The following is a 16868-nucleotide window of genomic DNA, read 5'->3' as shown; positions in this document are numbered from 1 at the left end:
TAAATATCAATAGTGTTATTAATTTTGCCATGGATTTAATGGTTTTTATATGACAGATAAAATAATGTGGAGAGGGTTTGGAGTTTTATTATTGATGTTACTTCTTTTATCATCAAACGTTTGGGCGCGAACGGACACGTTGCTTTACCCGTTGAAAAATATTCCGCTATTGAGTGGAAATTTCGGAGAATTGAGAGCGACACACCTGCATTCGGGACTGGATTTTAAAACTGAAGGGCGAGAAGGACTGCCGGTGATTTGCGTGAAAGAGGGCATCGTGGCTCGCGTAAAAGTTTCTGCCACGGGGTACGGGAATGCTTTGTACCTCGAGCATGAAGGGGGAATCACCACGGTGTATGCTCACTTAAGTCGTTTTTCACCCCGGGTGGCGAAAGTCGTGAGAAATATACAATATAATAAGGAGTCATTCGAAGTGGACGAGAATATGCTGGGGTATGAACTCCGTTTTCACGCGGGCGACACGATAGCTTATAGCGGGAATACCGGGTCTTCGGGTGGTCCTCATTTGCATTTTGAGGTGCGTGACACGAAAACGGAGCATGTCTTGAACCCCTTGCGCTTCCTTTTGGTGAAAGATCAGACCGGACCGAACGTGCGGGGAGTTTACGTGTACCCGGTTTCGAACGAGGGACTACGTACTTCGCCCTACCGGGTTGAGGTGAAAAATACGGGCAACCGGGTATTCCGGGGAGGTCGGGTCTGTGTGCCTGCCGGAAGGGTTGGCATCGGGGTACAATCTGACGACTACATGAAAGATTCTTGGAACAAGTTGGGCGTGTATGACTTGAGCGTGAGTGCTAATGGTCGGGAGGTTTTTAAGATGATCATGAATGAACTTTCTTTTGATCAGACCTTTCTGGTTAACGAGCTTAAAGATTTTCATCATTATCGAGATAGCCGGTTGGTCTATTTGACTTTCGGTAATTATCAAGAACAATTGTTGTCCGTTTGTAACCAGGATAGGGGATTCATCCTGGTTGAGAAAGACAGCGTGGTGGATGTCGTGGTCGATTTGTCGGATATAAATGGAAATCGTTCCAAGATCATGTTCCAGTTATGGGGTAAATTCCCCTCGCTGGAATGGGGCTTGGCCGAGGGGGAAAAATTATTGATGAACCACCAAAGTGATAGTTTGAAAAAAGGGAAATATACCCTGTGGTTGGAGGCTGATGCTTTATCCCATCCGATCGTGTGCAAATCTGTGGTGTATTCCTGCTTGAGAGATAGTGTCGAGACGATAGAGGTGTTTTCTACCGGAAAACAAATATACCCGTTGATGAAAAGTGCCCGTTTGCAGGTTAGCGGGAAGTTCCCGGAAAAATCCGTGATTTGTTTGCTGGAGAAAAACAAACGTTTTTCTGCCTTGAAGACTCGCTGGACGGAGGAGGGACTTGAGGCGTCGTCCCGGGTGTTGGGTGAATACACGGTGCGTCAGGATACGATCGCTCCGGTAATCCTTTACATGGGCAGGGCCGGACGGAAGATCCGGTTCCGGATTGCTGACGACTTGTCAGGTATTTCTTCTTATCGGGTTGAGGTAAATGGAAAATGGTGTTTGTTCACGTATGACGCGAAAAATCGTCTGCTGGAAGGCAACATAAATGAACCCGTTTTCGTGAAAGGAAAAAACAGGCTTGTCTTGAAAGTGGAAGATGCCGTGAAAAATATTGCTATCTTTGAGACGGATATTTATAAAAAGTAGAAGTAACAATGAATATAGAAGACGCGAAACAACTGGCAAAGCAAGGTGATCGGGAGGGAGCAATTGCTCTGCTCCGGCAGATGTTGGAACAGAATGAAGGCGAGCGGGAACTCGTGCTGCTGGAATTGGGAGTGGTGTATAATGCCATGGGAGAGACAACGCAAGCGATAAACCACCTGAATGAGGTGATGCGCATAAATCCCGAAAATACAAAGGCGAAGGCTTATCTGGAGATGATTAACGGAATTCTGAATTATTATTGTAAGGACTTGTTGAATCCTTGATGTGTCGCTGTGATTTCCTTAAAATGCCGGGGTGATTTGAATATGTGTTGCAGTATGTCGGCTATCTGGGGAATAGGTTTGCCTGACAAGCAAGGATAGGGAGGCCTGCGACATGGGAGCTGCCGGAGTACGATCGTCATCAAGCCCTGTTTATCTTGAAAACTATGGGAAATCCTGCTGAAATCCTAGGGAGATAATCCCGCTTAGTCGTTGCTCATCCGTTGCACATCCGTTGCTCAAGCGTTTCGGGATGGCTGAGCTACGGCTAAACGTCGAGAGAACTTCGAATAAGGGGGATTATTTGGGTAAGATTACCTCTTGTTCTGGGTTAGATTAGGGTAATATGACGGATGTGAATGAGATGGTGTCACCATTTTTAAACACGCTGAAAATCTTTGGAGAAGGCGAGTGAAAGGAGGTAAAAGATTGCGTGACACTAAAAAAGAAGTTTTATTTTTATATCTCGATTAATTGATTTATCTTTGCAGCCAGTTTTCGAATTGTTAAATATGAACTTCAATCCGCTTGAAAGGGGGTGGTCAATTATTTTTGAGATAGTAAAAAATATACATATATTTAATTAGGAAGCAGCATATTAGGGTGTTGCTGGATTTTTTTATTATAAAATAAGTATTCATTTTTTTTAAAATTATAAATCATGATAATTGTACCATTAAAAGAAGGCGAAAATATTGAGAGAGCACTGAAAAAATTCAAAAGAAAATTCGAAAAAACCGGCGTGATTAAAGAGTTGAGAGATCGTCAGGCTTTCACCAAACCGTCTATTAAAAATAGAATGGCTCGTATGAAGGCTGTCTATCGTCAATCTTTGCAGCAAGCGGAAGAATAAACGATCGCTTTTTTGTTTTTCCAAACAAAAAAGCGTAACTTGCTTACGTTATTAAATAATAGAGATGATGCAGATAGAATTATTCTTGAGGTATTTGAATGACGTGAAGCGTTGTTCTGAAAATACGATCATCGCGTATAAAGCGGATTTGTATCAGTTCTATGTTTTTTGTGGTTTGGAAAAGAATAATGAGGATTTTTCTCGCGTGACGACCAAGCTCATCAGAGAATGGGTCGTGGCAGAAATGAGGGGTGACTTGAGGGAGAACGGGACGAAAGGGAAGTTAAGTGCCGCTTCCGGCAAACGTAAGTTGAGCAGCGTGAAGGCGTTTTTCCGTTTTTTGGTAAAAGAAAAGGTGATAGAGACCAATCCTGCCGAGGATATTAGCGGGCCGAAGTTACCGAAACGATTGCCGGTTTTCGTGAAGGAAGAGGAGATGGAAAATACGTTGAACGACGCGGAAAAAGAGAGCGGTTTTTCCGGATTGAGGAATTTCTTGATCTTGTTGATGGCTTACGATACTGGTATGAGGCGTTCTGAAATTGTTGGATTGCAGGTAAAGGATGTAGATCTTTCACGTCGTTGTATTCGTGTCTTCGGGAAAGGTGGAAAATGGAGGGAGATCCCGATCATGACCGAGTTGATGCAGGATATCGAATGTTATCTGGAAGCTCGAAGGCGCGTGGTGGAGCAGGAACATGGCATGTTTTTCGTGACGAATAAGGGAATGCCGATCTACGCGAATTTCGTCTATCGTTTGGTGACGGAAGAGCTGAAAGAGCATACATCTTTATCCAAGAGAAGCCCGCACGTGTTGCGACACTCTTTTGCCACGCATCTGTTGGAAAACGGGGCGCCGATTCAAGGGATTAAAGAATTGCTGGGACATTCCAACCTGGCAGCCACTCAGGTGTACACTCATAATTCTGTGGAGAAAATGTTGGAGATTTTTAAACAAGCTCACCCGCGAGCATAAATTATAGGAGGAAACGATATGGACATTAGAATTAATCCTGTAGGTTTTTCAGTAAATCCAGTGTTGGAGGAATTCATCAACAAGAAATTCTCGAAATTGGAGAAGTATCACGACGGAATTATGAGTATAGATGTAACGTTGAAATTGGAAAAAGACGATCATCTGGAAAATAAGTTAGCCGAGGTGCATGTTGATGTCAAAGGGCAAGACGTGTTTGCTAAAAAGAACGCGAAAACTTTTGAAGAAACAGTGGACGAGTTGTATGATGTATTGAAGAGACAACTTGTTCGCGCAAAAGAAAAAAGAGAAAATTAAGAAAAATGATCTCATTTATTGTGAGATATGATTTTTAATTTGTACATTTGCAAGCCAAATTAAATGGGTTTTCTCGCACTTGTCTGGGTAATTTTCAGGTAAACAGCGAGTTACTTGCATGAAATTGAGTTATTGAGATAAATTGTTTAATAATAAAAATTGTTTTAGAGTTATGGCTAAAGAACATTTTGACAGGTCCAAACCACACGTAAATATTGGTACTATCGGTCACGTTGACCACGGTAAAACTACTTTGACGGCTGCTATCACCACGGTATTGGCAAAAAAAGGTCTTTCTGAATTACGTTCATTCGATTCTATCGATAACGCTCCGGAAGAAAAAGAGAGAGGTATCACCATTAACACTTCTCACGTTGAATATCAGACTGCAAACCGTCACTATGCACACGTTGACTGTCCGGGACACGCCGACTATGTAAAGAACATGGTAACTGGTGCTGCTCAGATGGACGGTGCTATCTTAGTTTGTGCCGCTACTGATGGTCCGATGCCTCAGACTCGTGAGCACATCCTTTTGGCTCGTCAGGTAAACGTTCCGAGAATCGTTGTATTCTTGAACAAAGTGGATATGGTGGACGACCCGGAAATGTTGGAGTTGGTTGAGATGGAAGTTCGTGAGTTGTTGTCTTTCTATCAATATGACGGTGACAATACTCCGGTTATCTTGGGTTCTGCTCTTGGAGCATTGAACGGAGAGCCGAAATGGGAAGAAAAAGTAATGGAGTTGATGGATGCAGTTGATAACTGGATTGAATTACCGCAACGTGCAGTTGATAAACCATTCTTGATGCCTGTTGAGGACGTATTCTCTATCACTGGTCGTGGTACTGTTGCTACCGGTCGTATCGAAACTGGTGCTGTTCACACGGGTGATGAGTTGGAAATTATCGGTTTGGGTGCTGACGGAAAGAAAACCGTATGTACCGGAGTTGAGATGTTCCGTAAGATTCTTGACGAAGGTCAAGCTGGTGATAACGTTGGTTTGTTGCTTCGTGGTATCGACAAAGACGAGATCAAACGTGGTATGGTATTGGCAAAACCGGGTTCTGTTAAACCGCACGATAAATTCAAAGCTGAGGTTTATATCTTGAAGAAAGAAGAAGGTGGTCGTCACACTCCGTTCCACAACAGATACAGACCTCAATTCTATATCCGTACTTTGGACGTTACCGGAGAAATCTCTCTTCCGGAAGGACGCGAGATGGTAATGCCTGGTGATAACTTGACAATCACTGTTCAGTTGATCACTCCGGTAGCTTGTAGCGTAGGTTTGCGTTTCGCTATCCGTGAAGGTGGTAGAACTGTAGGTGCTGGTCAGATCACTGAGATCCTTGACTAATCAATTTGATTGTTGATTTACGATTTCTGATTGATGATTGAAATCACCAGATCATAAATCCAAAATGAATAGAGCCGGTTTCGGCCGGCTCACACACGGGAGTGGCTCAGTTGGTAGAGCATCGGTCTCCAAAACCGAGGGTCGGGAGTTCGAACCTCTCCTCCCGTGCGAATTAAATATAGAACAAATGAAGATTAAAAGTTATATATCAGATGTTTATAACGAGCTGGTGAATAAAGTAACTTGGCCTACGTGGTCTGAGCTCCAAAGTAGTGCAACGATCGTGATGATTGCTTCCGTTATCATAGCATTGTGCATTTTTGCAATGGATTTTTCGTTCAGACATATCGTGACCGGTATATATAATTTGTTTTACTAAAAATCTTGGAGGTCTAACATGGCTGAAATGAAAAAAAGATGGTATGTGCTTCGAGCCATTGGTGGAAAAGAGAAGAAGGTGAAGGAGTACATCGAGAACGAAATCGCCAGTTTAGGGCTTCAGGATTACGTTTCACAGGTTCTAGTGCCTGCAGAGAAGGTGTATCAAGTGCGTAACGGGAAAAAGTATAGCAGTGAGCGAAATCTTTATCCGGGTTACGTGTTGATCGAGGCCGCTCTCGTTGGAGAAATCCCTCACATACTTCGTGATATCACGAATGTGATCGGCTTCCTGGGGGAAACCAAAGGAGGAGACCCTGTGCCGATGCGACAAGCAGAGGTAAACCGGATCCTAGGTACTGTAGATGAACTCGCGGAACAACCAGAAGAAATAAGTATTCCTTATTTCGTTGGCGAGTCGGTTAAAGTGACTGACGGACCGTTTAATGGTTTTACCGGTGTGATAGAGGAGGTGAATACGGACAAGAAACGCTTGAAAGTAATTGTCAAGATTTTCGGACGGAAAACACCACTCGAATTAAGTTTCATGCAGGTAGAAAAAGAATAACAATTATTTGATTAAAAACAATCATGGCAAAACAAGTTGAAGCTATTATCAAGCTGCAAATTAAAGCCGGAGCTGCTAATCCTTCGCCTCCAGTAGGACCGGCGTTAGGTTCCAAGGGAGTCAATATCATGGACTTCTGTAAGCAATTTAACGCTAGAACTCAAGAGCAGGCAGGAAAGATCATCCCGGTAATTATACAGGTGTATGGTGATAAATCGTTTGATTTTATTACAAAACAACCTCCTGTTGCTATTCAACTTTTGGAAGTTGCTAAAATCAAATCCGGTTCCGCAGAGCCCAATCGTAAGAAAGTGGCTTCTATCACTTGGGATCAAGTGAGAGCAATCGCTACGGACAAGATGAAAGATTTGAACGCTTTTGAAATCGAGAAAGCAATGAGTATGGTAGCTGGTACCGCCAGAAGTATGGGTATAACCGTAACCGGTGACAAACCTTTTTAATGAACTTGTAACACTTCAAACGTAATGAGTAAACTGACAAAAAATAAGAAGTTAGCTTTAGCGAAGATCGAAGATGGAAAAGTATATTCTATCGACGAGGCCGCACAGCTTGTGAAGGAAATTACTTTCACGAAGTTTGATGCGTCAGTTGACATGGACGTTCGACTGGGTGTAGACCCGCGTAAAGCCAATCAAATGGTGCGCGGTGTATGTACTTTACCTCATGGAACCGGTAAGCAGGTAAGAGTTTTGGTTTTGTGTACGCCTGACAAGGTGGAAGAAGCTAAGGCTGCCGGAGCCGACTACGTTGGATTGGATGAATATATCGAAAAATTGAAAGGCGGTTGGACCGACATCGATATCATCATCACGATGCCTTCTGTAATGGGTAAAGTAGGTGCTCTTGGTAGAATTTTGGGTCCTCGTGGATTGATGCCAAACCCGAAGAGTGGTACTGTAACCCCGGAAATCGGGAAAGCAGTGACCGAGGTGAAGGCTGGTAAGATCGACTTTAAAGTTGACAAATTCGGTATTATTCACGCTTCTATTGGTAAAGTTACATTCGAGCCGAACAAGATTAGAGAGAACGCGATAGAATTCTTGAACGTGATCAATAAATTGAAACCGGCTGCCGCTAAAGGTACTTATATCAAGAGCGTGTATCTGTCAAGTACGATGAGTCCCGGTATTCAAGTAGACCAAAAGACTTTACTTGATTAATGTAGTAATCTAAAAAGGACTTCAGTAGTATGAAAAAAGAAGATAAAAAAGTCGTAATAGAAACCTTGACGGAACAAGTGAATTCTTACAAGCACTTGTATGTTAGTGACATTTCCGGTCTTGACGCTGTAGACACTCAAGCGTTGCGTCGGGCTTGCTTTGATGCTAACATCAAATTGGTGCAGGTGAAGAACACGTTGTTGAAAAAGGCTTTGGAAAACGCTACCAACAATTACGAGGAGATTTTCTCAGCGTTGAAAGGGGATAGTGCGATCATGTTGTGCGATACCGGAAACGGTCCTGCAAAACTGATTAAAGAATTCCGTAAGACTAAAGACAAACCGGTATTCAAGGCCGCATTCGTAGAAGAATGTGCTTATGTTGGCGAGGATCAGCTTGAATCGTTGATCAGTATCAAGTCTAAGGAGGAGTTGATTGCAGACATTATCGCAATGTTGCAGGCACCGATGCAGAATGTTATTTCCGCATTGCAATCCGGACAAAATACCATCGCTGGTGTTGTTAAAACACTTTCTGAAAAAGAATAATTTTTATAGTTTAGTAAACAAACAATTTTAAATAGTATAGAAATGGCAGATTTGAAAAAACTTGCAGAAGAGCTAGTAAACCTTACCGTAAAAGACGTAAAAGAATTAGCTGACATTTTAAAAGAAGAGTACGGAATCGAACCTGCAGCAGCTGCTGTAGCTGTTGCTGCTCCTGCAGCTGGTGGTGCTGCTGCCGCTGAAGCAGAGCAAACCGAATTCGATGTAATTCTTAAATCAGCTGGTGCTGCTAAATTAGCTGTTGTTAAGTTAGTAAAAGAATTGACCGGTCTTGGATTGAAAGAGGCTAAAGAAGTAGTTGACAAGGCTCCGGCTCCATTGAAAGAAAAAGTTTCTAAAGAAGAGGCTAACTCATTGAAGACTCAATTAGAAGAAGCAGGAGCTGAAGTTGAACTTAAATAAAATAAAACCGGTTGGTTTTTCCAGGTTTAGAGTCTCATGTAGACTCTAAACCATTTTGTTGTTATGATTGTTTAGGTTCAAAAAAAATAATAGATGTCTTCATATAATTCAAACAATAGAATAAGCTTTGCATCGATAAAGAATCAGCTGGAATACCCTGATTTTCTTGAAGTGCAATTAAAGTCTTTCAAGGACTTTTTTCAATTAGGTACCACACCTGAGAACAGAAAGAATGAAGGCCTTTACACGGTTTTCAAGGAGAATTTTCCTATTACTGATACTCGGAACAACTTTGTTTTGGAATTTTTGGACTATTTTATAGATCCACCTCGCTACACGATCGAGGAGTGTTTGGGTCAGGGATTGACTTATGGCGCACCCTTGAAGGCGAAACTGAAGTTGTACTGTACAGATCCGGAACATGAAGATTTTGATACCGTTATCGAGGATGTATATTTAGGAAATGTTCCTTACATGACCCCGAAAGGTACTTTCGTGATCAATGGAGCAGAGCGAGTGGTCGTTTCTCAGTTACACAGGTCTCCCGGTGTTTTCTTCGGGCAGAGTATTCATGCGAATGGTACGAAGCTTTATTCCGCTAGAATTATTCCGTTTAAGGGTTCCTGGATCGAGTTTGCCACGGACATCAACAACGTGATGTACGCGTATATCGACCGGAAGAAAAAGTTACCGGTAACGACTCTTTTGCGGGCTATCGGTTTCGAAACGGATAAGGATATTCTCGAAATATTCGGTCTGGCTGATGAAGTGAATGTTTCCCGTACGGGGTTGAAGAAAGTCGTTGGCAGACGGTTGGCTGCTCGTGTTTTGAAATCTTGGATTGAAGATTTCGTTGATGAAGATACCGGTGAAGTTGTTTCTATCGAGCGTAACGAGATTATAGTCGATCGTGAAACAGTACTGGAGCCTGAGCATATTGATGCGATTGTCGAGTCAGGTGCGAAGACGATCCTTCTTCACAAGGAGATGCAAAATCTGGCAGATTATGCCATTATATATAACACGTTACAAAAAGACCCGTGTAACTCGGAGAAAGAGGCTGTGTTGCACATCTACAGGCAGTTGCGTAGTTCGGAGCCGCCTGATGAGGCTACTGCCCGCGATGTGATCGACAAGTTGTTCTTCTCTGATAAACGTTACGATTTGGGTGACGTGGGACGTTACAAGTTGAACAAGAAGTTGGGACTTGCAACAGATCCGGATATCCGTGTCTTGACGAAAGAGGATATTATCGAGATCATCAAATATTTGATTCGTTTGTTGAACGCCAAGACTGACGTGGACGATATTGACCACTTGAGCAATCGTCGCGTACGTACTGTAGGCGAACAATTATATAATCAATTCGGTGTAGGATTGGCTCGTATGGCCCGTACGATTCGTGAAAGAATGAACGTGCGCGACAACGAGGTGTTCACCCCGGTTGATTTGATCAACTCGAAGATTTTGTCTTCCGTGATCAACTCGTTCTTCGGAACGAACGCGTTGTCTCAGTTCATGGATCAGACGAATCCATTGGCCGAGATTACTCACAAGAGACGTATGTCAGCCTTAGGACCTGGTGGTCTTTCCAGAGATCGTGCAGGATTCGAGGTGCGAGATGTACACTATACTCACTATGGTCGTTTGTGTCCGATCGAAACGCCTGAGGGACCGAATATCGGTTTGATTTCTTCTCTCTGCGTGTATGCTAAGATCAACGACTTAGGATTTATCGAAACTCCTTACCGTAAGGTGAATAATGGCGTGGTGGATCTTTCCGAAGAAGGAGTACGTTATTATTCTGCAGAGGAAGAGGAGGAACTGGTTATTGCCCAGGCAAGTTCTGCGATCGATGACGATGGCAAGTTTACCAATAAATGGGTGAAAGCCAGAAAGGATGCGGACTTCCCGTTGGCAGCCGGAGAGGATGTCGATTTGATTGACGTTGCCCCGAACCAGATTGCTTCTATTGCGGCTTCTTTGATCCCGTTCTTGGAGCATGACGATGCTAACCGTGCGTTGATGGGATCGAACATGATGCGTCAGGCAGTTCCGATTATTTCCCCGCAATCCCCGATCGTGGGAACCGGTTTGGAAGCCAATTTGATTAAGGATTCCAGAACGCAGGTGGTTGCCGAGGGCCCGGGAGTGATCGCTTATGTTGACGGACGCAAGATTGTTGTTAAATATGACCGTACGGAAGAAGAGGCTTTTGTAAGCTTTGAACCCGATACGAAAGAATATTACCTGCCGAAATACCAACGTACGAACCAGAGTACGACGATCACGCTGAAACCGATCGTGAGAAAGGGGCAACGCGTGGAAGAAGGCCAGATATTGACAGAAGGATACTCTTCAGAGAAGGGAGAATTGGCTCTCGGACGAAACTTGAAAGTGGCATTCATGCCGTGGAAAGGGTACAACTACGAGGATGCTATCGTGATTTCGGAGAATATCGTGCGGAATGATGTCTTTACATCTGTTCACGTGGACGAGTATTCTTTGGAAGTGCGTGAAACGAAACGTGGATTGGAAGAGTTGACGGCTGATATTCCGAACGTAAGTGAGGAGGCCACGAAGGATTTGGATGAAAACGGAATCATTCGTGTAGGGGCTCGTGTTCAACCGGGAGATATCCTGATTGGTAAGATTACCCCGAAAGGTGAGTCTGATCCTAGTCCGGAAGAAAAATTGTTGAGAGCGATCTTCGGTGATAAAGCCGGTGATGTGAAAGATGCTTCGTTGAAAGCTTCTCCTTCATTGAAAGGTGTTATTATCGATAAGAAGTTGTTCCAACGTACGGTAAGTGATCGGAAAACGAAGGCAGCCGGTAAAAATATCTTGGCCGAGTTGGATGAACAATTCCAACGTAAAGTCGGAGATTTAACTACTTTATTGATCGATAAATTATTCGAGTTGGTAAACGGTAAGACTTCACAAGGTGTGAAGAATTACTTGAACGAGGATATCGTTCCGAAGGGAGTGAAGTTCTCTTACAAGATGTTGCAGAATATGGACTTCTTGCAGGTCAACCCGAATAAGTGGACGACTGATAAGCAAAAGAACGATATGATCCGTGACTTGTTGCATAATTATATCATCAAGTACAAGGAGATCGAAGGACAGATTAAACGTAAGAAATATAATGCTACCGTCGGTGATGAGCTTCCTTCCGGAATTATCAAGATGGCGAAGGTTTACGTGGCTAAGAAACGTAAATTGCAAATCGGTGATAAGATGGCAGGACGTCACGGTAACAAGGGTATTGTATCTCGTGTGGTAAGGGTAGAGGATATGCCGTTCTTGTCTGACGGAACCCCGGTTGATATTTGTTTGAACCCGCTAGGTGTGCCTTCCCGTATGAACTTGGGGCAGGTGTTTGAAACCGTGTTGGGTTGGGCCGGAAAGAATTTGGGATTGAAGTTTGCAACCCCGATTTTCGATGGTGCTTCTTTGGATGATATTAACAGATATACGGATGAAGCAGGTGTACCTAGATTCGGAACCACCTATTTGTATGACGGAGGTACGGGAGAACGTTTCGACCAGCCGGCAACCGTGGGTGTGATCTACATGTTGAAACTGGGACACATGGTTGATGACAAGATGCACGCTCGTTCTATCGGACCTTACTCGTTGATCACGCAGCAACCTCTTGGAGGTAAGGCTCAGTTCGGAGGTCAGCGTTTCGGAGAGATGGAGGTTTGGGCTCTTGAGGCTTTCGGAGCTTCACACATCTTACAGGAAATCTTGACCGTGAAGTCAGATGACGTGATGGGTAGAACCAAGACTTACGAGCATATCGTGAAAGGTGAACCTCTTCCGACACCCGGAATTCCGGAATCATTCAACGTGTTGTTGCATGAACTTCGCGGGTTGGGATTGAGCGTTAATTTAATATAATTGTTGATTTATGATTTTAGATTTATGATTCATGTGATTGTAAATCTAAAATCTAAAATCTAAAATCTAGAATATGGCCTTCAGAAAAGACAATAAAGTAAAAAATTTTACGAAGATCGCTATTGGATTGGCTTCCCCGGAAGAGATTCTGGAACGGTCCAGTGGTGCTGTATTAAAACCGGAGACGATTAACTATCGTACATACAAACCCGAACGTGATGGTTTGTTCTGCGAGCGAATCTTCGGTCCGGTGAAGGATTACGAATGTCATTGCGGTAAATATAAACGTATTCGTTACAAGGGTATTGTTTGTGACCGTTGTGGTGTTGAGGTTACGGAGAAGAAGGTTAGACGTGAGCGTATGGGACATATCCAGTTGGTGGTTCCTGTGGCTCATATCTGGTATTTCAAGTCGTTGCCAAATAAAATCGGTTACTTGTTAGGGTTACCTTCCAAGAAACTGGATGCCGTTATCTACTACGAGAGATACGTGGTGGTAAACCCGGGTATCATGGGGGATTCCGGTATCAAAACAATGGATTTCCTGACGGAAGAAGAGTATTTGGATATTCTGGATAAACTTCCGACAGATAATCAATATCTGGATGATGATGATCCAAATAAATTCATCGCCAAGATGGGTGCGGAAGCTATTTCCATGTTGTTGGAGCGTTTGGATTTGGATGATCTTTCTTATGATTTGAGAAATAAAGCGAACACGGAAACTTCTCAACAAAGAAAGAACGAGGCGTTGAAACGTCTTCAAGTGGTAGAGGCTTTCCGTGAGAGTAAAGAAATTAATAAACCGGAATGGATGATCGTGAAGGTGTTATCCGTGATACCGCCTGAATTGCGTCCGTTGGTTCCGTTGGATGGAGGTCGTTTTGCTACTTCCGATTTGAACGATTTGTACAGACGGGTGATTATCCGAAACAATCGTTTAAAGAGATTGATAGAGATTAAGGCTCCGGATGTGATCTTGCGTAATGAGAAGCGTATGTTGCAGGAGGCCGTGGATTCTTTGTTCGATAACTCTCGTAAATCCAACGCGGTTAAGATTGAGAATAACAGACCGTTGAAGTCTCTTTCCGACAGTTTGAAAGGTAAACAAGGGCGTTTCCGTCAGAACTTGTTGGGTAAGCGTGTTGACTACTCTGCACGTTCGGTAATCGTTGTAGGTCCGGACTTGAAGATGCACGAGTGTGGTCTTCCGAAAGACATGGCGGCTGAATTGTATATGCCGTTTATTATCCGTAAGTTGATCGAGCGCGGTATCGTGAAGACGGTGAAGAGTGCCAAGAAGATCGTGGATCGTCGTGATCCAATCGTTTGGGATATTCTTGAAAACGTGTTGAAAGGTCACCCGGTATTGTTAAACCGTGCCCCGACCCTGCACCGTTTGGGTATTCAGGCATTCCAGCCGAAATTGATCGAGGGTAAGGCTATTCGTTTGCACCCGTTGGCTTGTACTGGATTCAACGCCGACTTCGATGGAGACCAGATGGCCGTACACTTGCCATTAGGTAATGAGGCCGTGTTGGAAGCTCAGATTTTGATGTTGTGTTCTCATAACATTTTGAACCCGGCTAACGGTGCGCCTATCACGGTGCCTTCTCAGGATATGGTACTCGGTTTGTACTATATCACGAAACCGAGAAAGGGCGTGAGGGGTGAAGGTTTGAAGTTCTATTCTCCGGAGGAGGTAATTATCGCTTTCAACGAGAAAGCTGTCGACTTGCATGCTGAAGTCGAGGTGAAGATCGATGACGTGGATAAAGACGGTCAACCGTTCAGACATATGATCAAAACGACCGTGGGACGTGTGATCTTGAATCAGTTTACCCCGAAAAACTATCCTTATATCAATACGTTGATCACGAAGAAAGCTTTGCGTGACATTATCGGTGACGTGTTCAAACGTTGCGGTGTGGACGTGACGGCTAAATTCTTGGATGATATTAAGGATTTGGGTTATCGTAAGGCTTTTGAAGGAGGTTTGTCTTTCAATCTGGGAGACGTTATCGTTCCTGAGAACAAGCAGGACTTGTTGCAAGAAGGATATGATCAGGTTGAGGAGGTGATGGCGAACTATAACATGGGATTCATTACCAATAATGAAAGATATAACCAGATTATCGATATTTGGACACACGTGAATGCGAACTTGACGGCTACGTTGATGAAACAGTTGGCCGCGGACGACCAAGGGTTCAATTCTATCTATATGATGTTGGATTCCGGAGCCCGTGGATCTCGCGAGCAGATTCGTCAGTTGGGAGGTATGCGTGGATTGATGGCAAAACCGCAGAAATCAGGTGCTGCCGGGGGACAGATTATCGAGAACCCGATTTTGGCAAACTTTAAAGAGGGGCTTTCGGTGTTGGAGTACTTTATTTCAACCCACGGTGCTCGTAAAGGTTTGGCCGATACCGCATTGAAGACTGCTGACGCCGGATATTTGACTCGTCGTTTGGTTGACGTGGCTAATGACATCACGATTACCGAGGAAGATTGCGGTACGTTGAGAGGTATCACCATTTCAGCGATCAAAAATAACGAGGAGATCGTGTCTTCTTTGTCAGAGAGAATTTTAGGACGTGTTTCCGTACATGATATTTATCATCCGAATACGGGCGAATTAATCGTGGCTTCAGGTGATGAGATTACGGAAGAGATTGCCGATATTATTGAGAAGTCTCCGATCGAGCGTGTTGAAGTACGTTCTGTATTGACTTGCGAGGCGAAGAAGGGGGTTTGTGCTAAGTGTTACGGACGTAACTTGGCTACCAGCCGTATGGTAGAGAAGGGTGAGGCTGTCGGAGTTATCGCTGCACAGTCTATCGGTGAGCCGGGTACTCAGTTGACATTGAGAACCTTCCACGTGGGAGGTACCGCAGGAAATATTTCCAGCGAGAACTCTTTGAAAGCTAAATATGACGGTTACGTTGAGTATGAAGAATTGCGTTCTGTAGAGTACACGCAAGATAACGGAACGACCTGTGACGTGGTGGTAGGACGTTTGACGGAGTTGCGTATATTGGATAAGAACACGAATATTATATTGGTTTCTCACGCTATCCCTTACGGTGCTAAATTGTTCGTGAAGGATGGACAGGAGATCAGCAAGGGTGAATTGCTTTGCGAATGGGACCCGTTCAATGCTTTGATCATTACCGAATTCTCCGGTACGGTTGGGTTGGAAAACTTGATCGAGGGTGAAACCTACAAGGAGGAGTCCGATGAAACCACCGGATTTAGAGAGATGATCATCATCGAGTTCCGTGACAAGATGAAAGCGCCTGCTTTGTGTATCAATGATGCACAAGGAAACACGGTGAAGAGTTACAACTTGCCGGTAGGTGCCCACATTGTCGTGAAGGAAGGAGCCGAGGTCGTTGCCGGTAGTACCATTGCCAAGATTCCGAGAGCCGTTGGTAAGGCAGGCGATATCACGGGAGGTCTTCCTCGTGTTACCGAATTGTTCGAGGCTCGTAACCCGTCGAATCCGGCTGTTGTATCGGAAATTGACGGAGAGGTAACTTACGGTAAGATCAAACGCGGTAATCGTGAAATCATCGTGACATCAAAAGCCGGAGAGGTGAAGAAATATCTGGTTTCTTTGTCCAAACAGATTTTGGTGCAGGAGAATGATTATGTACGTGCAGGAACCCCGTTATCTGACGGTGCGATTACCCCGACTGATATTTTGAATATCGAGGGACCGATCAAGGTTCAGGAGTATATCGTGAACGAGGTACAGGATGTTTACCGGATGCAGGGTGTGAAGATCAACGATAAGCATTTCGAGATCATTGTACACCAGATGATGCGTAAGGTATTGATCCAAGATGCCGGAGATACGAGATTCTTGGAGAATCAAGTGGTGGATAAGAGTGAGTTCATGGAAGAAAACGATGCAATCTACGGGAAGAAGGTGGTGTTGGAAGCCGGGGATTCGGATCGGGTGAAACCGGGACAGATTATCTCTGTACGTATGTTGAGAGATATTAATTCTCAGTTGAAACGTAGAGATTTGAAGGTGGTAGAGGCGCGAGATGCTGTACCTGCGACTTCAGCTCAGGTATTACAAGGGATTACCCGTGCTGCATTGCAGACGTCAAGCTTTATTTCTGCCGCATCATTCCAGGAAACCACGAAAGTATTGAATGAAGCAGCAATTTACGGTAAAGTCGATCCGTTGGAAGGCTTGAAAGAAAACGTGATTTGCGGTCACTTAATACCGGTGGGAACAGGTATGAAAGAATTTAGAAGTCTGATTGTAGGTTCTAAGGCGGACCTCGAAAAGATGGAAAAATAAAAATAAGTAGAGGCGCCGCAAGGCGCCTTTATTGTTTGTAT

The 16868-nt window shown here is 44.0% G+C and carries 14 protein-coding genes and 1 tRNA gene; all 15 read left to right on the top strand.

Annotated features, from left to right (window positions below):
• The first annotated feature begins 49 nt into the window (after positions 1–49).
• The 15 genes from D8S85_RS09750 (at position 50) to rpoC (ending at position 16827) form a co-directional block, all read left to right on the top strand.
• Complete coding sequence (locus tag D8S85_RS09750; protein ID WP_106480536.1) at positions 50–1723, top strand: M23 family metallopeptidase; 1674 nt, start codon at positions 50–52, stop codon at positions 1721–1723.
• A gap of 8 nt (positions 1724–1731) precedes the next feature.
• Positions 1732–2007 (top strand): tetratricopeptide repeat protein, encoded by a 276-nt coding sequence (locus D8S85_RS09745; RefSeq protein ID WP_106480535.1) that lies wholly within the window; start codon positions 1732–1734, stop codon positions 2005–2007.
• A gap of 658 nt (positions 2008–2665) precedes the next feature.
• On the top strand, positions 2666–2857 hold the full coding sequence (gene rpsU, locus D8S85_RS09740; RefSeq protein ID WP_106480534.1) for a 30S ribosomal protein S21: 192 nt from the start codon (positions 2666–2668) through the stop codon (positions 2855–2857).
• Positions 2858–2921: 64 nt separating this feature from the next.
• Positions 2922–3833 carry a tyrosine-type recombinase/integrase gene (locus tag D8S85_RS09735; protein WP_106480533.1) on the top strand — a complete coding sequence of 304 codons (912 nt, stop codon included), beginning with the start codon at positions 2922–2924 and terminating at the stop codon, positions 3831–3833.
• An 18-nt stretch (positions 3834–3851) separates the two neighbouring features.
• On the top strand, positions 3852–4148 hold the full coding sequence (hpf, locus tag D8S85_RS09730; RefSeq protein ID WP_106480532.1) for a ribosome hibernation-promoting factor, HPF/YfiA family: 297 nt from the start codon (positions 3852–3854) through the stop codon (positions 4146–4148).
• A gap of 172 nt (positions 4149–4320) precedes the next feature.
• Complete coding sequence (gene tuf, locus D8S85_RS09725; RefSeq protein WP_106480531.1) at positions 4321–5508, top strand: elongation factor Tu; 1188 nt, start codon at positions 4321–4323, stop codon at positions 5506–5508.
• A gap of 95 nt (positions 5509–5603) precedes the next feature.
• Positions 5604–5676, top strand: a tRNA-Trp gene (locus tag D8S85_RS09720).
• A 19-nt stretch (positions 5677–5695) separates the two neighbouring features.
• Positions 5696–5887, top strand: a complete 192-nt coding sequence (gene secE, locus D8S85_RS09715; protein ID WP_027200805.1) for a preprotein translocase subunit SecE — start codon at positions 5696–5698, stop codon at positions 5885–5887.
• Positions 5888–5905: 18 nt separating this feature from the next.
• Positions 5906–6454 carry a transcription termination/antitermination protein NusG gene (gene nusG / locus D8S85_RS09710; protein ID WP_106480530.1) on the top strand — a complete coding sequence of 183 codons (549 nt, stop codon included), beginning with the start codon at positions 5906–5908 and terminating at the stop codon, positions 6452–6454.
• A gap of 23 nt (positions 6455–6477) precedes the next feature.
• On the top strand, positions 6478–6915 hold the full coding sequence (rplK, locus tag D8S85_RS09705) for a 50S ribosomal protein L11 (RefSeq protein ID WP_106480529.1): 438 nt from the start codon (positions 6478–6480) through the stop codon (positions 6913–6915).
• Positions 6916–6939: 24 nt separating this feature from the next.
• A complete protein-coding gene (gene rplA / locus D8S85_RS09700; protein ID WP_106480528.1) occupies positions 6940–7635 on the top strand; it encodes a 50S ribosomal protein L1 in 696 nt (231 codons plus the stop codon).
• Positions 7636–7664: 29 nt separating this feature from the next.
• Entirely contained in the window at positions 7665–8183 is a 519-nt protein-coding gene (rplJ, locus tag D8S85_RS09695) for a 50S ribosomal protein L10 (protein ID WP_106480527.1), read from the top strand.
• 42 nt (positions 8184–8225) lie between these two features.
• Positions 8226–8603 carry a 50S ribosomal protein L7/L12 gene (gene rplL, locus D8S85_RS09690; RefSeq protein ID WP_018339636.1) on the top strand — a complete coding sequence of 126 codons (378 nt, stop codon included), beginning with the start codon at positions 8226–8228 and terminating at the stop codon, positions 8601–8603.
• A gap of 93 nt (positions 8604–8696) precedes the next feature.
• Positions 8697–12509 (top strand): DNA-directed RNA polymerase subunit beta, encoded by a 3813-nt coding sequence (gene rpoB / locus D8S85_RS09685; RefSeq protein WP_106480526.1) that lies wholly within the window; start codon positions 8697–8699, stop codon positions 12507–12509.
• A 73-nt stretch (positions 12510–12582) separates the two neighbouring features.
• Positions 12583–16827 carry a DNA-directed RNA polymerase subunit beta' gene (gene rpoC / locus D8S85_RS09680; protein ID WP_106480525.1) on the top strand — a complete coding sequence of 1415 codons (4245 nt, stop codon included), beginning with the start codon at positions 12583–12585 and terminating at the stop codon, positions 16825–16827.
• The last annotated feature ends 41 nt before the right edge of the window (positions 16828–16868 follow it).

It is taken from the genome of Butyricimonas faecalis (assembly GCF_003991565.1).
Lineage (GTDB): Bacteria > Bacteroidota > Bacteroidia > Bacteroidales > Marinifilaceae > Butyricimonas > Butyricimonas faecalis.
The sequence above is the reverse complement of the archived record's forward strand: the minus strand, read 5'-3'. Positions and strand labels throughout refer to the sequence as shown.